Origin of the sequence: Duganella margarita, assembly GCF_009857535.1 — a bacterium.
GTDB classification, from domain to species: Bacteria; Pseudomonadota; Gammaproteobacteria; order Burkholderiales; family Burkholderiaceae_D; genus Rugamonas; species Rugamonas margarita.
In genome coordinates this window covers 54,226-76,248 of record NZ_WWCS01000013.1, presented here as the reverse complement: position 1 = coordinate 76,248, position 22,023 = coordinate 54,226, and the positions used below count along the sequence as shown (strand labels likewise).

Annotated in this window: 19 protein-coding genes; 7 read left to right on the top strand and 12 right to left on the bottom strand. The window is 64.4% G+C overall.

Annotation, left to right across the window (positions count from 1 at the left end):
- Window positions 1–47 precede the first annotated feature (47 nt).
- Complete coding sequence (locus tag GTP55_RS19485) at window positions 48–938, bottom strand: LysR family transcriptional regulator (protein ID WP_161046527.1); 891 nt, start codon at window positions 936–938, stop codon at window positions 48–50.
- 109 nt (window positions 939–1,047) lie between these two features.
- On the opposite strand from GTP55_RS19485, the gene GTP55_RS19480 reads away from it, so the two are divergent.
- A complete protein-coding gene (locus tag GTP55_RS19480; protein ID WP_161046526.1) occupies window positions 1,048–1,791 on the top strand; it encodes an SDR family oxidoreductase in 744 nt (247 codons plus the stop codon).
- Here GTP55_RS19480 and GTP55_RS30380 read toward each other — a convergent pair.
- Together GTP55_RS30380 and GTP55_RS19470 are read right to left on the bottom strand one after the other, a co-directional pair.
- A complete protein-coding gene (locus GTP55_RS30380) occupies window positions 1,788–2,531 on the bottom strand; it encodes an MGMT family protein (protein WP_161046525.1) in 744 nt (247 codons plus the stop codon). The genes GTP55_RS19480 and GTP55_RS30380 overlap by 4 nt on opposite strands.
- Window positions 2,532–2,535: 4 nt before the next feature.
- A complete protein-coding gene (locus GTP55_RS19470; RefSeq protein ID WP_161046524.1) occupies window positions 2,536–3,069 on the bottom strand; it encodes a superoxide dismutase family protein in 534 nt (177 codons plus the stop codon).
- A 133-nt stretch (window positions 3,070–3,202) separates the two neighbouring features.
- Between GTP55_RS19470 and GTP55_RS19465 the strand changes: the two genes are divergently transcribed.
- Both GTP55_RS19465 and GTP55_RS19460 read left to right on the top strand, forming a co-directional pair.
- Window positions 3,203–3,493, top strand: a complete 291-nt coding sequence (locus tag GTP55_RS19465) for a PsiF family protein (protein ID WP_161046523.1) — start codon at window positions 3,203–3,205, stop codon at window positions 3,491–3,493.
- A 228-nt stretch (window positions 3,494–3,721) separates the two neighbouring features.
- Window positions 3,722–6,163 carry a chemotaxis protein CheW gene (locus tag GTP55_RS19460; protein ID WP_229258057.1) on the top strand — a complete coding sequence of 814 codons (2,442 nt, stop codon included), beginning with the start codon at window positions 3,722–3,724 and terminating at the stop codon, window positions 6,161–6,163.
- Window positions 6,164–6,181: 18 nt separating this feature from the next.
- Here GTP55_RS19460 and GTP55_RS19455 read toward each other — a convergent pair whose 3' ends face one another.
- Complete coding sequence (locus tag GTP55_RS19455) at window positions 6,182–7,408, bottom strand: MFS transporter (RefSeq protein ID WP_202423793.1); 1,227 nt, start codon at window positions 7,406–7,408, stop codon at window positions 6,182–6,184.
- Between the two features lie 225 nt (window positions 7,409–7,633).
- Here GTP55_RS19455 and GTP55_RS19450 point away from each other — a divergent pair, with 225 nt between their 5' ends.
- The 3 genes from GTP55_RS19450 (at window position 7,634) to GTP55_RS19440 (ending at window position 12,163) form a co-directional block, all read left to right on the top strand.
- Window positions 7,634–8,278 (top strand): GIN domain-containing protein, encoded by a 645-nt coding sequence (locus GTP55_RS19450; RefSeq protein WP_161046521.1) that lies wholly within the window; start codon window positions 7,634–7,636, stop codon window positions 8,276–8,278.
- Between the two features lie 90 nt (window positions 8,279–8,368).
- Entirely contained in the window at window positions 8,369–10,636 is a 2,268-nt protein-coding gene (locus GTP55_RS19445) for a putative bifunctional diguanylate cyclase/phosphodiesterase (RefSeq protein WP_161046520.1), read from the top strand.
- 27 nt (window positions 10,637–10,663) lie between these two features.
- Window positions 10,664–12,163 carry a methyl-accepting chemotaxis protein gene (locus GTP55_RS19440; protein ID WP_161046519.1) on the top strand — a complete coding sequence of 500 codons (1,500 nt, stop codon included), beginning with the start codon at window positions 10,664–10,666 and terminating at the stop codon, window positions 12,161–12,163.
- Window positions 12,164–12,171: 8 nt separating this feature from the next.
- Here the strand turns inward: GTP55_RS19440 and GTP55_RS19435 are convergent, their stop codons facing one another.
- Window positions 12,172–13,038: a GIN domain-containing protein gene (locus tag GTP55_RS19435; RefSeq protein ID WP_161046518.1), complete on the bottom strand. Its 867-nt coding sequence runs from the start codon at window positions 13,036–13,038 to the stop codon at window positions 12,172–12,174.
- Between the two features lie 127 nt (window positions 13,039–13,165).
- On the opposite strand from GTP55_RS19435, the gene GTP55_RS19430 reads away from it, so the two are divergent.
- On the top strand, window positions 13,166–13,522 hold the full coding sequence (locus GTP55_RS19430; RefSeq protein WP_161046517.1) for a nucleotide pyrophosphohydrolase: 357 nt from the start codon (window positions 13,166–13,168) through the stop codon (window positions 13,520–13,522).
- Here GTP55_RS19430 and GTP55_RS19425 read toward each other — a convergent pair.
- The 7 genes from GTP55_RS19425 to GTP55_RS19395 all read right to left on the bottom strand — a co-directional run bounded on the left by GTP55_RS19425 (window position 13,482) and on the right by GTP55_RS19395 (window position 21,749).
- Window positions 13,482–15,362: a DUF3857 domain-containing protein gene (locus tag GTP55_RS19425; protein WP_161046516.1), complete on the bottom strand. Its 1,881-nt coding sequence runs from the start codon at window positions 15,360–15,362 to the stop codon at window positions 13,482–13,484. The two genes, GTP55_RS19430 and GTP55_RS19425, sit on opposite strands and share 41 nt — an antisense overlap.
- A gap of 81 nt (window positions 15,363–15,443) precedes the next feature.
- Window positions 15,444–15,743, bottom strand: a complete 300-nt coding sequence (locus GTP55_RS19420; protein WP_161046515.1) for a hypothetical protein — start codon at window positions 15,741–15,743, stop codon at window positions 15,444–15,446.
- A gap of 55 nt (window positions 15,744–15,798) precedes the next feature.
- Window positions 15,799–16,704, bottom strand: coding sequence for an alpha/beta hydrolase (locus GTP55_RS19415; protein ID WP_161046514.1), 906 nt, complete (start codon window positions 16,702–16,704; stop codon window positions 15,799–15,801).
- Between the two features lie 87 nt (window positions 16,705–16,791).
- Window positions 16,792–19,242, bottom strand: coding sequence for a TonB-dependent receptor plug domain-containing protein (locus tag GTP55_RS19410; RefSeq protein ID WP_161046513.1), 2,451 nt, complete (start codon window positions 19,240–19,242; stop codon window positions 16,792–16,794).
- A gap of 61 nt (window positions 19,243–19,303) precedes the next feature.
- Window positions 19,304–19,816, bottom strand: coding sequence for a RidA family protein (locus GTP55_RS19405; RefSeq protein ID WP_161046512.1), 513 nt, complete (start codon window positions 19,814–19,816; stop codon window positions 19,304–19,306).
- A gap of 11 nt (window positions 19,817–19,827) precedes the next feature.
- Window positions 19,828–20,253, bottom strand: coding sequence for a c-type cytochrome (locus tag GTP55_RS19400; protein WP_161046511.1), 426 nt, complete (start codon window positions 20,251–20,253; stop codon window positions 19,828–19,830).
- Window positions 20,250–21,749, bottom strand: coding sequence for a flavin monoamine oxidase family protein (locus tag GTP55_RS19395; protein ID WP_229258068.1), 1,500 nt, complete (start codon window positions 21,747–21,749; stop codon window positions 20,250–20,252). Before GTP55_RS19395 ends, GTP55_RS19400 begins: the two co-directional genes overlap by 4 nt.
- Between the last annotated feature and the right edge of the window lie 274 nt (window positions 21,750–22,023).

The following is a 22,023-nucleotide window of genomic DNA, read 5'->3' as shown; positions in this document are numbered from 1 at the left end:
AGGGGTCTGACCCCGCACGGGGTCCGACCCCGCCTGGCCGTGCGGGTCTAAGAGCCAAGCCGCTCCACCAGCTGGTCGAACACCAGCCGGATGCGGGCCGGCACCGGCCCGCGCTGCGGCCGATACACATAAATATCCCACGGCTCCGGTTGCAGCTTCTGCAGCACCGGCACCAGCCGGCCACTGGCGATATGTGGATCGGCCATAAAGCCCGGCAACTGGCCAAAGCCCAGCCCGGCCATGATGGCGTCAAACTCGGCCTCGGAATCGCTGCTGAGGAAACGCGGATTCACCGGCGAGATGTGCAGGCCGCCGGCAAAGTACCAGGGCCACGCCTTGCCGGTGCTGTGATCGCGCAGCGACGTGGTCGGCAACGCATGCAGATCCTCCACCTGCTTGGGCTTGCCGTGCCGCGCAATCAACTCCGGCGTGCCCACCGTGCGGAACGGCTGCGGCGCCACGCTGCGCGCCACATAGCGGCTGTCGCGCAGCGAACCGAAGCGCACGCCGATATCGATGCGGTCGTCCACCACATCGGCATGGGTGTCGCTGAACTGCACGTCGAAGCGCAGCAGCGGATGGTCGCGGCCCAGCGCGGTCAGCACCGGCAGCATCAGCATGCGGCCCAGCGCCACCGGCGCGGTCAGCCGCACCAATCCTTCCAGCTGCGCCGTTGCCGCTTCGGCCGGCGGCTGGAACAGCGCATCGACCCGCTGCACGCTGTCGCGCGCCTGCGCCGCCAGGTGCTCGCCGTAAGTGGTGATCTGCACCCCGCGCGTATTCCGGTGGAACAGCAGCTCGCCCTGCGCCGCCTCCAGGTCCTGCACCGCGCGCGTCACCGCCTGCGGCGAAATCCCCAGCCGCGCCGCCGCTTCCTTGAAGTTGCGCGCTTCCGCCGCCGCCACGAAGATGCGCAGCATTTCCAATCGATTGAGCATGATTTTTATAATTCCAAAAAGTGGAATTCTCAAATCATATCATTTCCATTTATTTACATAGTCGGACTTCCTATACTGGCTGCATCAACCAACCACAAGGAGTTACGACATGAGCACCAACATCGAAAACAAAGTTGTTGTCATCACCGGCGCCAGCAGCGGCCTGGGCGAAGCCACCGCCCGCCATCTGGCCGCGCGCGGCGCCGCCGTGGTGCTGGGTGCGCGTCGCACCGACAAGCTCGAGCAGATCGCCGCCGACATCCGCGCCGCCGGCGGCAAAGCCGAAGTGGTCGCCACCGATGTCACCAGCCGTGAACAGGTGCAGGCGCTGATCGACACCGCCGTGCGCGTATTCGGCCGCGTGGACGTGCTGATCAACAATGCAGGCCTGATGTCGATCGCGCCGCTGGACGAAGTCAAGGTCGACGAGTGGGACCGCATGATCGACATCAACGTCAAGGGCGTGCTGTACGGGATCGCCGCCGCGCTGCCGCAGTTCCGCAAGCAAAACAGCGGCCACTTCATCAACATCGCCTCGGTGGCGGGCGTGAAAGTGTTCAGCCCGGGCGGCACCGTGTACAGCGGCACCAAGTTTGCGGTACGGGCGATTTCCGAAGGCCTGCGCCACGAAGTAGGCGGTGCAATCCGCACCACCACCATCGAACCGGGTGCGGTGGACTCGGAGCTGAAGCACGGCAGCTCGCATGAACAAAGCTCGCAGTTCGTCAACGAGTTCTACAAGCAGGCCATCCCGGCCGACTCGGTGGCGCGCGCGATCGCCTTCGCCATCGAACAGCCGGCCGACGTTGACATCAACGAAATCGTGCTGCGTCCGACGGTACAGGAGTTCTAAACGGCTTCGCCGCGCCACAGGTAGCGCTGCAGGTCAACCACGGCGCCGCCCTGGTTGACCACGCCTTCCGCCTGCAGGCGCGCCGCCTGCTCCGGCAAAAAGTTCAGCAGCTCGCCCCGGGCGTTGACGATGCGGTGCACCGGCAAGCTGGTGCTACGCTTGATGTAGCCAGGCAGTGCCCGCACAAAGCTATCCGCCACGCCGATGGCGACCGCCACATCGCCGTAGCGCAGCACGCGGCCGGCAGGAATCGTCGGCACAAAATCCAGGAATTTTTGGTAGGGAGATTCGGGCAGCGGCGGATAACGGCCGTCGACCAGCGTGAGCGCATCGCCGATGCGCAATTCGCCGCCCATCTCGATCACACCCAGCACACCACGACGGCGCAGCAGTTGGCGCAGGTTGGGCGCCACATGGCTGATGCGCCGGCACGCCTCGCAAAACATCGTCAACCGAATCTCGACGCCGGAGACCGTGACCAACGCCGTGCCAGGCCGGAACAGCGCCGGCTGCTCGCTCGATAGCACGATATTTTCGCCCAGCGCACCTGGCGCAATGTCCAGCGCCCGCAACTCGCTAGCCAGCGTCACCAGCACCTGCCGAGGGCTCAGCCGGTTGGCATGGGCATCACCATGGATGCCCAGGCCCGCCTCGCACACCATCGCCTCGCCCTGCCCCAACGCCCGCAGCGGCTGGCCGCGCGCGGGCTTCAGGTATAGACGTTCGATGCGACTGCTCACGCAGTTATTTGCCGGCCACCACCACGCCGCACGCCAGGCGCTTGCCGGAGTTGCCGGTTGGCTGGGTGACGAAATCATCCGGATCGGCATGCACGATCAGACCACGGCCGATGATGCTGTTGGCGGCGCCGGCGTCCAGCGAAATCTGGCTGGTCGGCACGCTCAGGTGCAGCGAAGCCTTGCCGCTGGCGTCGGCCGTGATGTTGCCGAAGTCGCCGCCGTGATGGGCGGTGGTTTGTGGGCCGCCATGCTGATGGTTGCCTGGATTGAAGTGGCCGCCGGCGCTGGTGCCGTCGGGCGCGCTGCAATCGCCTTTTTCATGCAGATGGAAACCGTGCACGCCCGGCGCCAGGCCGGCGAGGTCGGCGTCGATGCGCAACTGGTCGCCCTGCTGCGTGAAGCGCACCGAACCGGAGGCGGCGCTACCGGCGGTCGGTTTCAGCACCACGTCCGCAGTGGAATCGGCCGCTTGCGCCGCACCGGCCGCCGCCAAGGCCACGCCAACCGCCAGCAGATAGGAAATCGAGATTTTGCGCATAGTAAGAGTCTCCATAATAAAGGCCAAAAGCTTATTGTTGCATTGTTTTCCAGGGACTGTGCACACCTTTACACTTCAGTTATAGTGCTTCTCAGGCAAGCACTTCGCCGCGCCGACCTTGCGAGGATATCTCATGAAAAAACTGTTTGTAGCCAGCCTGATCCTGTCCCTGAGCGGCGCTGTATTTGCGGCTGAGCCGACCGCGCAGCAGAACAAGATGAAAACCTGTAATGCCGACGCCGCCGGCAAAAAGGGGGACGAACGCAAGGCCTTCATGAAGGAATGCCTGAGCGCCAAGCCGGCCGCCGCCGAAGAGCCCAAGCTGACCCAGCAAGACAAAATGAAAAAATGTAATGGCGACGCCACCGGCAAAAAAGGCGATGAGCGCAAGGCTTTCATGAAGGAGTGCCTGAGCAGCAAATAAACTGCCGTCACCCCCGCACAGCGCTGCGGCCAGGGTCTGCCCCCATGCGGGGTCCGACCCGGGCGGCCGGGATTTTCATTACCGCCTTGGCACATTAATTGCTCTGAATATACTTTTTTGTGTTCAAGCCACGTAATGACCAATTACCCTCAAGCTGACGCGGACATATTCCTACCCCATATGCCCGATGTCGCCCGCTGTGAACTCTCGCTGCGGGAACTGAATCAGATGTGGCGGCTTATCGAGTCGTCCGCCAAGATGAACTGCCCGGCCGAAGCACGTCTGCTGCTGCCGGCCATGGTGGCCACGCGCACCGGTTTTGCGCATCTGGAACAAGCGCTGGTTGCCAATTTGGTGCAGGAGAAAGTCCGCCATGTGCTGGCCGAACTCGGCACCCAGGCGCGCTATGCGATCGACATCCTGGTGCGCAACCTGTTCGAGCGCACCGCCGATGTCGGCTTCCTCGCCACCGACGCCGATTTGTGCCGCTTCGTCGCCGGCCTCGACGACGACAAGGACGCCGCCCGCCAGCGCCTGCACGACTACCGCGACAAATACACCGTCTACGATGAAATCCTGCTGCTGGACCTGGAAGGCCGCGTGCTGGTGCAGGCCGATCCGGCCACACCGGTGGCGTATAGCCGCGACCCGCTGCTGCAACAGTCGCTGGACGCCAACGGCTACGTCGAAACCTTCCGCGCCACCGACCTGCGTCCCGGCAAATCGCGCGCGCTGATCTATTCGCACCGCATGCTGCATCCGGACACCGGCGAGCCGGCCGGCGTGCTGTGCCTGTGCTTCAATTTCGAGCAGGAGATGGACGCCATCTTCGCCGCCTACCGCGATCCGTCGCACCGCGCCAACATGCTGCTGCTGGACGCGCAAGACCACGTGATCAGCAGCGCCGATCCGCTGTGGATACCACCCGGCGTGCGCGTGCCCACCAACGCCGACGGCCAGCCGCAATTGCTGATGTTCGGCGGCCGCGAATACCTGGTGCGCACCTTCTGCTCGGAAGGCTACCAGGGCTATCCCGGCCCGGCCGGCTGGAAGGCGCAGCTGATGATCCCGGTCGACCTGGCGTTCCGCACCAGCGGCGGCCACTCGCTGGCCGAGGTCGAGCCGGCGCTGATGCAAGGCCTGCTGTCGCATGCGCAGGCGTTCAGTCCGTCGCTGCACGAGCTGATGAGTTCCGTCACCCGCACCACCCGCACCATCGAGCGCATCGTCTGGAACGGCAAGGTCACCAGCGCCGCCAACGACCAGGTCAACGCCGACGGCAGCCACTCGGGCGGCATCAACAAACTCAACACGGTGCTCGACCAGATCACCGAAACGGGCGAGCGCAGCGACGCGCTGTTCTCGCACTCGATCCAGGATTTGTACCAGACCGTGCTGGCCTCCAGCATCAGCGAGGCCGAACTGACGTCGCAGTTGCTGGTTGATATGCTGGACCGCAACCTGTACGAACGCGCCAACGATTGCCGCTGGTGGGCCTTGTCGGCGCAGCTGCGGCGCGGGCTGGCGCAGCCGTCCGATGCGCAGACCAAGGCCATCGCCGACGTGCTGGCGTATATCAACAGCCTGTACACCGTGTATGCGCGCCTGTTCGTCTACGACCGGGGCGGCCGCATCATCGCCAGCACCGGTGGCGACGAGATCGTCGGCCAGTACATCAGCGGCGACACGCTGGGCCGCGTGGCGGCGCTGCGCAGCGAACTGGATCACTATCCGGAAGCGTTCGGGCCGTCGGCCTTCTACGGCGGCGAGGCCACCTACATTTACCATGCGGCGATCCGTCATCCGGAGCAAAGCGGCACCGTGGTCGGCGGCATCGGCATCGTGTTCGACGCCAGGCCGGAGCTGCTCAACATGCTGCACAGCGGCGTCGCCAGCCGTGCCAACATGCGCGCCTACTTCGTCACGCCGCAGGGCCAGGTCCTGTCCAGCACCGACGCCGCCTGCGCGCCGGGCGACGTGCTGCAACTCGATACCGGCCTGCTGGCGCAAGCCGATGCCGGCCACGGCGCCAGCGTCTCGCGCATCATGCAGCACGACGGCCAGTACGTGATCGCCGCCTGCACCCGCAGCGCCGGCTACCGCGAATTCCGCGCCGTCGACGGCGTCGAACAGCCGGTGATCGCGGTGCTGCTGCAAGCCTTCGGCCCGGTGCGCAACGAACTGCCGGCGCGCGCCGCCGTGCGCATCGAACGGCTGCGCGACAGCGGTCCGGACTTCGCCATCTTCTACGCCGGCCGCACGCTGATGGCGCTGCGCGCCACGCAGATCCAGGAGGCGGTGCCGTTCGCCAAAGTGCAGCGCACCACCAGCGCCGGCCACCCGGCCCGCATGGGCATGCTGGACGTGCCGCTGGCCGGTGGCCAGAAGCACTTCGTCTGGGTATTCGACCTGGCGCTGCTGGCCACCGGCAAAGCCGGCACGGTCACCGACAACAGTCAGGTGATGCTGGTGCACAGCGGCGCCACCGTGGTCGGCCTGCTGGTCGACGACCTGCACTCGGTGCAGCAGTTCGACAGCGCCGACATGACCGAGTCGCCGTTCGGCAGCGGCGACATGGCGCTGGCGCCGCGCCTGATCAAGGCCAACCAGGGCAATGTGCTGATCCAGGAGATCGACATCGACCGGCTGATGGCGCGCCTGCGCGGCTGATGGTGAACTGAGCGCCAGTTATGCGCCGGCGACGTGCAGCAGCCGGCGCTCCTGGCGACGATACAGCACCAGCGTGGCGCACAGGCCGCACACGGCGGCCAGCGTCATCCACCAACCCGGCGCGCTCTTGTCGCCGCTGTAGGCGATCAAGGCGGTGGCGATGGCCGGCGTGAAGCCGCCGAACAGCGCCGTCGCCAGGCTGTACGCCAGCGAGAAGCCGACCGTGCGCACATCTTCCGGCATCACCTCGGCCAGCGCCACCACCATCGCGCCGTTGTAGCTGGCGTACAGGAAGGACAGCCACAACTCCACCTCCAGCATGCGGCCAAAGCTGGGCGCCTGCACCAGCCAGTGCAGCGCCGGGTAGGCGGTCAGGATGGTCAGCACGGTTACGCCCAGCAGCAGCGGGCGGCGGCCAATGCGGTCCGACAGCGCCCCCATCACCGGCAGCCAGATGAAGTTGGAGATGCCGATCAGCGCCGTCACCACCAGCGCGTCGGTGCTGCTCAGGTGCAGCACGGTCTTGCCGAAAGTCGGCGTGTAGACCGTGATCAGGTAGAACGACACGGTGGTCATCGACACCAGCATCATGCCGCACAGGACCAGGCCCCAGTTGCTGACCATCGAGCGGAAGATTTCATGCAGTTCCGGCCGCCGCTTGCGGGCCTGGAAGGCCGCCGTCTCCTGCAACGAGCGGCGCAGGAAGAACAGCACCGGCACGATCATGCAGCCGATGAAAAACGGAATGCGCCAGCCCCAGGCGCTGATGTCGGCCGGCGCCATCAGTTCGTTCAGGGCGAATCCCAGCGCCGCCGCCACCACCACCGCCACCTGCTGGCTGGCCGACTGCCAGCTGACATAAAAGCCCTTGTTGCCCGGCGTCGCCATCTCCGACAGGTAGATCGACACGCCGCCCAGCTCCACGCCGGCCGAAAAGCCCTGCAGCAGGCGGCCGGTCAGCACCAGCGCCGGCGCCAGGTAGCCGATGCTGGCGTAGCCCGGCACGCAGGCGATCAGCAGCGTGCCGGTCGCCATCAGCGCCAGCGTCACGATCAGCCCCTTGCGGCGGCCGACGCGGTCGACATAGGCGCCCAGCAGGATCGCGCCGAGAGGGCGCATCAGGAAACCGGCGCCGAACGTCATAAAGGTCAGCATCAGCGACGCCACGCCGTCGCCGGCCGGGAAAAACGCGGCGGCGATGGCGTTGGCGTAAAAGCCGAACAGGAAGAAATCGAACATTTCCATGAAATTGCCGCTGACCACGCGGATCACGGTGCCGGTTTGGGTTGCCACATCGTCCTCAATGAAAGCTGCGGCACACCGCCGCGTCCGCCTCACTATAGAGGAAATAGTCGCCGGCAAACAACACAGCCCCCATTTTCGGCAGTTCGTCACAAAACTTTCGGCAGAGGCAAGCAAGTTCAGTAAAATCAACCATGTCGAATTAAACAACTTTACCGAGGAATTATCATGCGCCGTACCGCTGCCGCCGTCCTGATCCCCGCCCTGTTCACGTTTGGCGCCCTGAGCGCCCCGCATCTGCAGGCGGCGGAATCCACCCGCGCGCTGCCGTCGTTCATCGCCATCAACGCCAAGGGCGCGTTTGCCATGACGGTGGAAGTGGGCAAGGCGCAGTCGGTGGTGATCAGCGGCGAGGACAAATTCGTCGCCAACCTGAAGACCGAGGTGATCGACAATGAACTGCAAATCACGCTGCCGGAAAAGGTTTACAAGGGCAACCTGAAAGACCCGCGCATCACCATCACCCTGCCGGCGCTGAGCCGCGTCAAGGTGGAGGGCGCCGGCGAGACGCTGCTCAACAAGGTCAACACGGACCGCCTGGACATCAGCTACCAGGGCGCCGGCCGGCTGGCCGCCAACGGCAAGGTCAAGTACCTGCGCGTGAACGCGCGCGGCGTTGGCGAAGTCGATACCAGCAAGCTGCTGGCCGATCGCGTGGACGTCAGCTTTGAAGGCATCGGCAATGTGAGCGTTTATGCCACGGACCTGCTCAACGCGGTCGCCAAGGGCATCGGCGAACTGACTTACTACGGCCATCCGAAGACCGTCAACAAGTCGGTGTCCGGTATCGGCAACGTCAAGGCCGGCGACTAAGCGACGGAGTAAGTTGCTCGGTGACACCGTTAGCGAATGCGGGTACTATCAGTTTAATAAGAACCGCAACGCACCCGGGAGATTCGCTTCGTGGCTGTGGCAAACGACATCGCACACTGGCGCGCACAGATCTTTGCCAAGCTGCTGCTGGTGGTGTTTGTGCTCGGATTATTCACAGCGATTCCCAGCGCGCTGCTGGCCGCCAGCGAGGGCATGTGGTCGATCGCCGTCGTTGATGTGGTGGCGCTGGCGTGGATCGGCGCCATCTGGCGCTGGCGCAGCCTGGCCTACACGGCGCGTGTGGTCAACTTCCTCGGCGTCGCCATCGTGGTCGGCATCGCCCTGCTGCTCAAAGTGGGGCCGGTCAGCCAGATCTACCTGATGGCGGTGCCGGTGCTGGCGGCGCTGCTGCTGGGCCTGCGCCCGGCGCTGGTCACGCTGGTCCTGACCGCGCTGATCGTCATGGTGCTGGGCTTTAACGACAACGCCAGCCTGCACCTCTCCGGCCTGCCGGACGAAGGCTTTCTGCGCGCCGCCATCATCTCCCTCAACTTCAGCTTCATGACGGCGGTGCTGACGCTGTCGTGCGCGGTGCTGCTGCAGCACCTGGAACGCTCGTTCGACAAGCTGTCCGACCTCAACGCCGAACTGCGTTTGACCTCGGCCGCCGTGGCGCGCCTGAACGACATGGTGCTGATCGCCCAGGTGGGGCAGGACGCCGCCCAGCAGATCATCTTCGTCAACGAGGCGTTTGAACGGCGCACCGGCTACCGCCGCGACGAAGTGATCGGGCGCGACCTGCGCCTGCTGCGCGGCCCCGACACCGATCCGGCGGTAGTCGACACCATCGAACGCGCGATGGCGCGCAGCGAAACCGTGCGCGCCGAACTGCTCAACTACACCAAGTCCGGCGCCGCCTACTGGGTGGAGACGGAGCTGGTGCCGTTTGCCGACGAAGGTGGCGTCAACACGCACTGGGTGGCGGTGGAGCGCGACATCACCGACCGCAAAAAATCCCAGGACGATATCCACCGCCTGGCCTTCTTCGACGTGCTCACCGGCCTGCCCAACCGCCGCCTGCTGATGGACCGCATCGACAAGCTGCTGGCCAGCTCCGAGCGCGGCGCCACCTATAGCGCGGTGATGTTCATCGACCTCGATCGCTTCAAGACCATCAACGACGCCCGCGGCCATGCCATCGGCGACGCCCTGCTGTGCAACGCCGCCGCGCGCCTGAGCAAATTGATGCGCAAGGCCGACACTGTGGCGCGCATCGGCGGCGACGAATTCGTGGTGCTGCTCGGCCACCTGTCGCACGAACTGCCCGGCGCCACCCACGCGGCGCAGACGGTGGCGGAGAAAATCCGCAACGCCCTCGGCCAGGATCTCGACATCGCCGGCCAGACCTACAACTCCACCGCCAGCATCGGCGTGACCATGCTGCCGCGGCCAGGATCGCCCGGCCAGAGCGCGCAAGACCTGCTGCGCGAAGCCGATACCGCCATGTACCGCGCCAAGTCCAATGGCCGTAACGGCATCGCCTTCTTCGAGACAGCGATGCAGGCCGAAGTCGAACAGCGCCTGACGCTGGAGCACGACCTGGCCGCCGCGCTGGCCAAGGGCGAATTGCAGATGCACGTGCAGGTGCAGGTCGACCGCCATGGCCGCGCGGTCGGCGGCGAAATGCTGATGCGCTGGCCGCTGACGGATGGCGGCATGATCCCGCCGTCCGTCTTCATCCCGGTGGCCGAGGAGTCGGGCCTGATCGTCGAACTGGGTGCGTGGGCCTTGCGCCAGGCCTGCCACGCCGTGCTGGAATTGCAGGCGGCCGGGCTGGCGATGCCGCTGTCGGTCAACGTCAGCCCGACGCAATTCCGCCAGGTTGATTTCGTCGAGCAGGTGCAGCGGGTGCTGGCCGACACCGGCGCGCCGGCCGCGCTGCTGGTGCTGGAGGTAACCGAAGGCCTGTTGATCGACAAGATGGACGACACCATCGGCCGCATGCACCGGCTGACCGAAATGGGCCTGCGCTTTTCGATCGACGATTTCGGCACCGGCTATTCCAGCATGGCGTACCTGAAGAAGATGCCGCTGTATGAGCTGAAGATCGACCGCAGCTTCATCATGGACACGCCGGAAGACGCCAGCAGCAAGGCGCTGGTGCAATCGATCCTGGCGATGGCCGGCCATCTCGGGCTGCGCGTGGTGGCCGAGGGGGTGGAGACGCAGGCCCAGGCCGATTTCCTGATCGCCCACGATTGCGCCTGCATGCAGGGCTACCTGTACGCGCGGCCGCTGCCGCTGGCGTCGTTCATCACAAGTTTACAAAGCAGTACGGTCGTGGCAGCCGTCGTCTAGCCACCTACTACAAAAAGGGGGGATGCAATGAAACTGAGCGTTGCGCAAAAAATGGGACTGCTGGCCGCAGCGGCCCTGGCGGGCATCGTACTGATGGCGGGCCTGAGCCAGTACCAGATGGAGGAAGTCTACGACGCCGCCAACTACTCCACCGTCAACACGGTGCCCAGCCTGGTGGTGATCGACAAACTGCGCGACAGCTTTTTGCGCATGCGCATCCGCGTCAACCAGCATGTGCTCAACACCGACGACAAGAAATTCCCGGAGCTGGACAATGGCGTCGCCGACATGCGCAAGCTGGTCGACGACAGTATCAAGAAATACGAGCCGCTGATCACCGACGACAAGGACAAGGCCATCCTCGACAAGGAAAAAGCCTCCTGGGCCAGGATACAGCCGCAGATCGAGGCGGTGCTGGCCGAATCGCGCAGCAACCACAATGACAAGGCGCGCATCGCGCTGGAGGCGGCGCGGCCGGAAATCCAGGTGATGCAGGCGCTGCTCGACAACCACTTCGACTACAACGTCGAACTGGGACAGCAAGGTGCCGAACGCGCGGTCGTCGCCAAGAAAGCGGCGGCGCGCAACGCCATCGTCATCGCCGTCTGCACCTTGCTGGCAGTGGCGCTGATCAGCGCCCTGATCACGCGCGCGCTGCTCAGGCAACTGGGCGGCGAACCGGATTACGCCGCCGACATCGTCAACCGCGTGGCCAATGGCGACCTGACGGTGACGGTGCAGATCAGGCAAGGCGACACCACCAGCCTGCTGGCGGCGATGCACAGCATGGTCGGCAACCTGTCGCGCGTGGTGGGAGAAGTCAACGACGGCGCCGAGGCCCTGGCCAGCGCTTCGGAAGAAGTCAGCGCCACGGCGCAGTCGCTGTCGCAGGGGGCCAGCGAACAGGCGGCGGCAGCGGAAGAATCCAGCGCCGCCATCGAGCAGATGTCGGCCTCCATCGCGCAGAACACCGAGAACGCCAAGGTCACCGACGGCATGGCCGGCAAGGCGGCGCAGGAAGCGGGAGAAGGCGGCGCGGCGGTGCGCTCCACCGTGACGGCGATGCGCGAGATTGCCAAGAAAATCGGCATCATCGACGATATCGCCTACCAGACCAACCTGCTGGCGCTGAACGCGGCGATCGAAGCGGCGCGCGCCGGCGAACATGGCAAGGGCTTCGCCGTGGTGGCGGCCGAGGTGCGCAAGCTGGCGGAACGCAGCCAGGTGGCGGCGCAGGAAATCGAACAGGTGGCGTCGGGCAGCGTGAGCCTGGCCGAGAAGGCCGGCGCGCTGCTCGACACCATGCTGCCGAATATCAAACGCACTTCGGACCTGGTGCAGGAGATTACGGCGGCGTCGGAGGAGCAGTCGGCCGGCGCGGGGCAGATCAATTCCGCCATGAGCCAGTTAAGCCAGACCACGCAGATGAACGCCTCCAGCTCCGAGCAACTGGCCGCCACCGCCGAAGAGATGAGCGGTCAGGCCGAGCAGCTGCAAAGCGCGATGGCGTTCTTCAAGGTGCGTTAGATCAGCTGTTAATTCACGACGGTGACGTGCTTGCCGCTGACGTTGCGCTGGGCCGGATTGCCGTACACCGTCACGCCGCCGGAGCCGTTCGCATACGCCACCACCGACTGCGTGACGGTGGCCGAAATGCCGCCGGAGCCATTGCTGTTCAGGTCTGCGCTCTGGCTGGTCAGGCTGGCCAGGTCGGCGCTGCCGGAGCCGTTCAGACGCACCGTGACATTGCGCACGTTGCCGCTGGCATTGGCGCCGCCGGAGCCGCGCAGGTCCAGGTTCAGCGATTCGCCATTGATGCGGCCCAGGTCCAGCCGCCCGGAACCATTCAGGCGGGCCACGGTGGAGCCGCTGTCCAGGCCCGAGGCATTCAGTCCGCCGGAGCCGTTCAGGCGCGCGTCCAGCCGCTCGACGTTGCCGCTCAGGCGCACCGAGCGCGAGCCGTTCAGCGCCAGCTCCAGCGGCGCGCCATTCAGGCCGCTGACCACCATCGAACCCGAACCGTTGGCCGACAGGTGGCGCAGCGCCGGCGTGCTGTAGGTGACGCGGATCGGATTGCTGGTGCGGATATTCCCCTCGATCCAGACGCGCAGCGTGCCGCCGCTGGCGTCGGTGCGGATCAGCGGCAGGATGTTGCTGTCGCCTTCCAGTTGCAGGGCGGTGGCCTGGCCCACCCGTACCTCGACCTGCATCGGACCATTGACGTCGAAGCCATCCAGCGTGGCGACCTGGCGGTTTTCCACCACTACCTTGCCGTCGCCCTGCACCGCATTGCCGCCGTACGCCGATTTGTACGACATGCCGCCATCGCCGTCCGGCACCACGATAACGGCGCAGCCGGCGAGGATGGCGAGGGAAGCGAGAGCGATGACAGTGCGGCGCATGATGGGTGTCCTTGAAATAGTAAAGTGTTGCCACTATAGCCAGCGGTCGCCCCGCCCACCCGGGCGTTGCGACAAACGGTCGAAAAAGAGGGATGAAACGCAGAATCGGCGGTGTACCATAACGGTCATGAAAACATCCGACCTAACCGATCTGCACGATCTGCATGATTTGCGTGAGCGCACGCGCCAATTCGCCCAGGCCCGCGACTGGGGCCAGTTCCACACGCCCAAAAACCTGGCCATGGCGCTGTCGGTGGAAGTGGCGGAACTGGCCGAGCATTTCCAGTGGCTGCAGACCGGCGCCGACGCCGAGCTGAATGACGCCACGCGCACCGCCATCCGCCACGAGCTGGCCGACGTGCTGCTCTACCTGGTACAGCTGGCGGACAAGATGCAAGTCGACCTGCACGCCGCCGCCGTCGAGAAAATGGCGCTCAACGCCATCAAATACCCGGCTGGGGCGCCTCCGGCACTTGCAGGATGAACTGGCTGCGCAGGTCGCGCACCATTTTTTTGATGTCGCCCTGCATCGCCAGATAGTCTTCCGGTGTGCACACGCGGGTGCCGGCCTTGCCGCTTTTTAAAGCGCGCTTGATCAGCAGCTTGCCGTCCACCTGGCGGAACTCCGCGCTGTACTGGAAATACGGGCTGGCCAGGTGCATATCCGGCGGCACCGCCAGCAGCGTGGCGTTGGCCGGAAACTCGTAGCTCGCATCTTCCTCGAAATCGCTTTCCGGGCACAGATAGGGCTGGGTGCGGGTCGTTTCGTTGGTCAGGCCGAAAACCTGCTGCGCCAGGCCGACATACAGGCTGCTGGACGCAGGCATGCCGACCGGGCCAGGCAGATAGACCCAGTTCTCGCCGCTGCCGTTCAGGCTAAAGCGGTAACCTTTGCCGCTCGCCCCCTCACTCAAGTCGCCCAGCACCACCTCGCCGTGGGCCTTGACGCCGGCGGATTTGAGCAGCACTTCAACAAAGCGTTGCTGATCGGCCTTGGCCCAGTTGCGATGCTCGTTGCGCACCGCCTCTTCCCAGGCGCCCAACTGCTCGCGCGCAAAGTCGAACGTGGCCGAGCCGTCGGCCGCAATCTTCACCGCGTAGTGATTCTTTATCTTGATGAGCTGCGCCAGCGGCGTGTGTCCCAGCTGTCCGCTGCGGGTCAGAATTACCTGCTTGTCCAGTTCCTGGCCCGGCAGGTAGCCGGCGGCGATGCCGTCCGCCGTCGAATCGAGATACAGGTCCAGGCTTGGAATGTAGGTGATGACATGATTGAACTGGCCCAGTTGCGCCACCGGCGACAGCTTGTACGACCAGCCCAGGTTGATCAGCGCCGGCATGCTGTCGACGCCCACCGCGTGCAGCATCGCCTCCATCAGCACCACGTGATCCTTGCAGTCGCCATAGCGGTTGTCCAGTATCGACTCCGCGCTGTGCGGCTCCAGGCCGCCGTTGCCGATGTAGACCGCGACATAGCGCACGTTCTTGCGCACCCAGTTATCGATGGCCATGGCCTGCGCGCGCGGATCGCTCAAGCCCTTTACCACTTCGCGCGCCCTGGCGGCGATGCGCGGCGTCACCGCTGCCGCCGGCGCTGCGGTACGGTCGTAGGCCAGGCCCACCTCGCCGTAGCTGTTGAAGGTGGAGACGATCAGATGGCGCCCATAGTCGGCGTAGGCGATCGTTCCGGCCTCGATACGCGGCGTCGGCGCCTGCACGTAGTCCCAGCGGTAGACGGTGCGGCCGTCGTGCTGCTGCGGCGCGCTGGCTTTGAAGCCAGGATCGTCCGCTTTCAGCGTCATCCCGTCCGGCATGTCGTAGATCAGTGTGTGCTGGTCGGTGCGGCGGAACAGCGGATAAGTGGTGTCGCTGAACTGGCCGGGGAAATAAGCGCTGCGGCGGATCTTGCGGGTCTTTGAATACAGCTTGTCGCCGACCGCCACGTCTGCATAGATCACGCTTTTGACCTGCATGTCCTGGAACATGGCGGCGCCGTTGTAGGCCGGCTCGTTTTGCAGCTTGATCTGCTCCGGCAGCACCGGAATGCGGCGGCCGTCCGGCTTCTCGGTATAGGCCTCGATGACTTCCAGATCTTCCAGCGTGCGGTTGAAATGGAAGCGGCGCTGCGCCACAGGCGCCACGGCGCGCTGCTCGTTGATCTGCACCAGCTCTTCGAAATCCTGGACATAGCTGCCGTCGCGCTGTACCACAAAGGTCTGCTGGTTCTTCAGCGTGGTCACCGAGGTATCGATGCCATCATCGGCGGCCAGCGCAGGTTGGGACAGCAGCGCGGCGGCGCACAGCAGTGCAGGCAATGTCGATTTCATGGGCAAATTCAGAAGGATGCAGGAGCGTGCATTCTTGGCATCCTTTGCTTTTTTGTCAAATTACCGCTAGGTTAGGTGGCGCTAGAACGGGATCGGACACGGCGCCGCTTTCGGCTGGCCGAAGCCGACCTGGCCGCTCTTGGCGGAGCCGATGGCGCTGTTTTTATCGGCGTAGTAGAGGCAGTAGTCGCCCAGTGCGGTGGTCACGCGGTAGATGCGGTTTGGATCGTTGGGTGGGCTGATCAACTCGATGCGCGCAGGTTCAAACCATTGGGGCTTGACCGCCGCATGCGCAGCGGCGATGCCCTTGGCCAGCCGCGCGTTGGTGGAATTGGCAGACGCGCCTGCGGCCTTGGCGCCAGCGGACGCGTCAACGCCCACAACAGCGCCAGATGCAGCCGGACGACGAACGCGATATTGGCCGCGCGCCCCTGGTTCATCGGGGCGGCAGCCCCAGTGCCTTGCGAATGTGCGCCGACACGATGCGCCACGACGGCGACGTCGCCGCCACCTCGTCGTAATGGCTGCCGCCCGGCAGCGACACCACTTCCGCCGCATCGCCGGCCGCCTGCGCGCGGCGCGCATAATCCTGGCCCACACGCAGCGGCGCGATGGTATCGTGCTCGCCGTGGATCAGCACCGTGCGTACGCCCAGCGGCAGCAGTTCCGCCGGCGACGTATCGCTGAAAATATCGGGCCGCTCCGCGCTGGCCACGCCGGCCAGTTGCGCCATGTCGCGGTCGCAGCTGGACTTGATCAGCGCCTGTTCGTTGCGCAGATCGGCCAGGCCGCCAAGGCTGATCACCACCGGCACCGGCAGCGGATCGGCCGCGTACAACGGGCTGCTGCGCGGCAGCCGTGCACGCGCCGACGCCCACTGCGCCAGATGGCCGCCGGCCGAATGCCCGACCAGCACCACGCGCGACAGGTCAAGCTTGTGCTCTGCCGCCAGCACGCGCAGGCGGTCCATGGCGGTAGCGACGTCGTGGTACATGCCCGGATAACCGCCACCTTCCTCGTCGTAGCGGCGGTACTCCACATTCCACACCGCGATGCCCTGCCCCGCCAGGTCGCCGGCCATATTGCGCATCTGCGTGATGCCGCCAAATTCCTTGGTCCAGCAACCGCCGTGGATGATCACCGCAACCGGGAACGGGCCGTCGCCATGCGGCTGGAACAGTTCCGCAAACTGCGACGGCGCCGCACCATACGCCACATGGCGCGTCGGCGCCGGGCCGCTGAGCGCCAGGTAATCCTGCAGGGTCATGGGCGCCGCAACGGCGCCGCCCACGCTGCCGGCCAGCGCCGCCGCCAGCAAAGTTCTACCGATCTTTTTCAACATGCACGCAATCCTCCAACGAGAGCCGCCATGCTACACCAAAAAAAAGGGCCGCCCCGAAGGACGACCCCAAAGCAACTAAGCCCCCGCTTAGAACTTGTAGTTGGCGCGCGCGTAGTAGTAGCCGCCATTGATGCCGAACGGCGAGAAGCTAGGCAGAACGGTCACGGCGCCATTGTCGTTGTTGCCGCGCTGCTCCGCCAGCAGGCCCGGATTGATGCCATTCGGGTACGTGTTGAACAGATTGTTGGCGCCGACCGCCAGCGACCAGGCATTGTTCAATTTGTAGCCCACTTCCAGATCGGTGATGGCCTTGGTGGCGATCTTGGTCAGGTAGTAGTTGCTGGAACCGTCCGCGTGCTGCCATTCCGACGACTTGCCGTAAATCGCTTCGCGCAGATTGACGGTCCAGTTACCGATCTTCCACAGCGCGCCGAGGTTGACGCGCATTTTCGGCGATGCGGTTTCCAGATCGGAAATAGCGGTCCTGTCGAGCAGCGTCTGTGGCAGCAGTTGCGCCGGCACCTGATTGACCTTGGTCACTTCGACCTTGTTGTAGTTGGCGGCGATCGACCAGTCCACCGAGCCCGCCGTGCCATAACGCTCGTTGAGCGTGGTGACGAATTCCACGCCGCGGCTACGGGTGTTGACCGCATTCGAGAAGATGTTGATACCGGTGGTGGTCACCGACGAATCGAGCACGTTGCCGTTGGCCTTGATCGCCGCCACCACTGCCGGCGACACCACATCCGCGCCGGAGCCGTTCAACGCACCGCTGCCGACGATGCGATCGCGGATGGTGATCTGGTAGGCGTCCAGCGTCATCGACAGATTGGACGCCGGATTCAATACCAGGCCGACGCTGAAGTTGGTCGAGCGTTCAGGCTTCAGGCCATCGACGCCCACCAGCCTGGCGCCAGCCGAATTCGGCGCCAGCTGGACGAAGGCCGACCCTGGTGAGACGTTGGTGGCCGAATAGTAGGACTCGGCCAGCGTCGGCGCGCGGAAGCCGTTGGAGACCGTGCCGCGCAAGGCCACCACCGGCGAGAAATCGTAACGGCTGGTGAATTTGCCCACCTTGGCGTTACCGAAGTCGCTGAAGTGTTCATAGCGCGCTGCCAGGTCCAGCGTCAGGTCGGCGATCGGATTGCCGGCGAAGTCCAGATAGGCCGCCTGGTTGGTGCGGCGATGGCTGCCGGCATCGGTCAGCGAAAATCCCGGATACGACTGCGAACCTTCCTTGTAGCGCGACGCTTCGTCGCCGGCCTCGATCTCGTACTTGTCGATGCGGTGCTCGATACCGCCGGCAATGTTCAGCGGTTTGGCCCAGCCGATGTTGAATTCCTTGGACGCTTCCAGCGTGGTGGTCAGCTGACTGGCGATGAAGGCGCCGGCACTGAACACGGTCGGCGTGAAGCCGGTGTCGTTAAACAGCGAGACGTTGCCCGAATCGGCCACGCCGATGCGCGCCTTGTCGCGGCCATAGGTCGAACTCAGGTCGATATTCCAGCCTGCTGCCTTGGTCTTGTAGCCGCCGGTGAAGGCGAAGTCCTCTTCCTTCATGGTCTCTTTCGGAGAGAAGCCGGTCGGATAGATCTTCGGCAGGCGGCTCGGCAGGCGGTAGTTCTCATACGCGCGCGCTTCCTTGCGGCCGACAGTGGCAAATGCATACAGCTGGCTATCGGGCGATATATCCCAGCCGAAGTTGGCGGCGACCACGCTCAGGTGATACTGGGCGTCGCCCTGGATCTTGTTGACGTGCGGGTAGCCAGGCTGCTGGAACATACCAGGGTACAGCGCGACATTGGCCGGATCGATCACGCGGGGATCGATGCCGCCTCGGTCGCTGTAGCCGTGGTATTTGGATTCGGCGGTGAGGCTGAGGAAGGCGTCCTGGAACGGCTCGACGCCGATGTTGGCGCTGCCGTCCAGCGTGCGGCCGCCGCCATCGGAGTAGCCGCCGCCATTGACGGTGGCGGTGCCGCCATGGTTATTCGACTTGAGGATGATGTTGATCACGCCGGCAATCGCGTCGGAACCATACTGCGCGGCCGCGCCATCCTGCAGCACCTCGATATGGTCGATGGCGGATACCGGAATGTAGTTCAGGTCAGCCGCCGCGCCACCCTGGTAAGGGCCACCCAGAACGGCCAGGTTGGCGGTGCCGTGGCGGCGCTTGCCGTTGATGAGCACCAGCGTGTTGTTCGGGCTCAGACCGCGCAGGCGCGCCGACAGCGTCAGGTTGGCGGCGTCGCCGCCGAAGGCCTGCGCCGTGAAGGACGGCAGATTTTGCGCCAGCGCCTGGATCAGGTCCGGCTGGCCGGTGCGCGCCAGCGAGGCCGAATCGAGCACCTGAATCGGCGAGGCGCTGTTTTCAACCTTGATGCCGCTGGAGCGCGTCCCCGTCACGATCACCGCGCCGACGTTGGGCGTGGCCGCATCGGCCGGTGCGGCAACAGTATCGTCTTCAACCGCGTAGACGCTCAATGCCAGGGTGGACAACACGGCTGCGACGCCGATCTTCAGTGTGGCCTTATGCATATTTTAATTCCCCATTTTTGAATAAAAGCGAAAGTAAGACCCGAAACAAAACAGCTAATTTCTATTTTTTGGCGGCGACTACCTCGATCTCCACCAGCCAACCGGGATTGCTCAGGCCCGCCACCTGCACCACGGCGCGCGCCGGCAGGTTGAGCTGAGGGGATGGCTGGGCACTGGCGCCGAAATATTGGGTATAGGCTTCCATGAAGCCCTTGGTATCAGCCTTGCCGCCCTTGGCCGGATCGCCGACCAGGAACACCTGCATCTTCACCACGTCCGACATCTCCAGCTTCATCCCCTGCAGGATTTCCTTGATCTTCTTCAGCACCGACTCCGACTGCGCCTTGGTGTCGCCGAAGGCTTCCAGCGAATCGGCCGGCGCATCCTTGTTGACCACCGCCGGCACCTGGCCGCTGATGAAGTGGATGGTGGCGGTCGGCGGAATCGTCACCGCCAGCGCAATCGGGAAATCGGAATTGGGAATCTTGTGGCGCACGATGTCGGCCTTCGGCGCGGCGGCGTGCGCGCTGCCGAAAGCGGCGCAGATCAACAGGGAGGCGATGGTCTTTTTCATGAATGGCTCTTTCAGTGTTTGTTGGACATGGCGGAATTGCCAAACGGGTCGACGCCCAGCGTGGTGCGCAGCGACGCGACCTGCTCTGCGCTCAGGCCATCGGCCTTGTTGCCCCAGCTGGAGCGCACGAAGGTCAGCACGGTGGCGATGTCGGCGTCGCTCAATGAGTCGCTGAAGTCCGGCATGCCGCCGCGCCCTTTCAGCAGCACCGAGGCGACCTCGTTGCCCGGCCCTTGCGCGAACTTGCTGCCGGCCAGCGCCGGGAAGGCGCCGGGTATGCCCTTGCCGGTGGCCTGATGGCAGGCGGCGCAGTTCTTCAGGAACAGCGCCTTGCCGTCGCTGACGCTCGCTGCGTCCTGCGCCCGCGACGGCGACGATGCCGCCGCCACAATCGTCGCGATGATCGCCAGCGCGGCCTTGATCAGGGTCTCCTTCATGCGCTGGCCCTTTCGTGGATCTGGGCGATCTGCTGCCATGCCGATTCGATGGCGCCGGCCTGCCAGCCGGTCAGATAGCTCAGGTGCTCGCCGGCCAGCAGGATGCGGCCCTCGCCCGCCACCAGCGTCGGATAGGCGGCGGCGCGGGTCTTGTCGGTCCACTCGGCCCAGCCGCCCAGGTTGTACTGCACGCGGTGCCACGCCACCGAGAACGAGGTCTCGAAGTTCTCCGTGTATTGCGGGAAGATCTTCTGGCCGGCCGCCAGCGCAAACTCGGCGCGCTCCTTCGGCGACAGCGCGCTGGTTTCAATTGCGGCCGTCTGGTACTGGTAATAACCGAGCAGCACGCCCTTCTTCTTCTGGAAGCCGTACGACGGCACCGAAATCTGGTTGATGCCTTTGACGTCGGTCATGATGTGGCCACCGTAGATATGGTCGTCCTCTTCCCAGAAGCGGCGCTTCATCTGCAGGCCGATCTTGCCCACCGGCGCGTACGCCACGGTGGCGACGGCCTTCTTGAATTTGTCCGAAAAATCGGTATCGATCTGGCGCAGCACCGATAACGGGATGGCGCACAGGCAGTAGTCAGCGCTGATGGAGCTGACCTTGTTGGTGCCGGTGTCCTTGTAGGTCACCGTCACACCCTTGTCGTTCTGACGAATGGTTTGCACTTCCGACTTGTAGCGGATGTTTTTGCCGACACGTTTTTCAAACGCCTTGGCGATAGCGTCCATGCCGCCGACCGGCTGGAACATGGTGTTCTGCATCGGGAAATCCTGCACCGCGCTGTAGACGTTGCCCAGCTTGGACGCCAGCAGGTCCTTGAAACCCAGCGGATCGGACAGCGTGCCCGGACCGGGATTCAGGCCGGCGCCCGGATTGACCGCAAAGCCGCGGCCGCTGCGGCCCTTGTACTGCAGGTCGTTGGCGGTCAGCGCGCCTTCGTGCTGCAGGTAATCCAGCAGCAGGCGCTGGTCGTCGGGACTCAGTTCCTGATCCAGCTGATGGTTCTTGACCGACTTGGCCAGCAGCTCCGATACGTGGCCGCGCATATCGGCCTTGACTTCCTTCAGGCGCACGCGCTTGCCGGCGAACGGCCCGGCGTTTTCGGAATAGACATAGGCGTGGTCGTTTTCGTTGACCATCACTTCCAGCGGCACCTCGAACAGCCTGGTGTAGTGCAGCGTGGATTGATGGTGCAGCGGAATGCGCCATGGTCCGTGATTGATATAATGGCCGTCGTCAAACGCGCAAGTCTGTTTTTCGCCACCCAATTCGGTCAGGCTGAAACCCTTGCGCGCGGTCTGGCAACGACCGCCGGCGAAGGCGCGCGCCTCCAGGATCTGCACCTTGTAGCCCAGCTTCTCCAGTTCAAAAGCCGCCGTCATGCCGGCCAGTCCGGCGCCGAGAATCAGCACCTTCTTGCCCTTGCCGCTGCCACTCAGGGCCGGCGGCGCGGAGGCGGTGGACGCAATCCCCATGCCCCAGGCGTCCATGGTGGTCAACAGCAGTCCCGTGCCGCCGACAGCGGCGGCGCGATACAGGAAATCCCTCCTCGTAAATGAGCTAAACGATTTAAATTGTTTTACCGTTTTACTGTCCATCTGCTTCCTCACCGGTCTACTGAAAAAACCCTTGGGCGACTTGCTAACCCATAGTTCCTATCTAGCAAACGGCGTGCCACCACGTAGTCAAAAAATAAACATCTTTCGGCTAACAGGTTTTATTGCAGATAACTGGATAAACGATATAAAACAATGTTCAGACTTT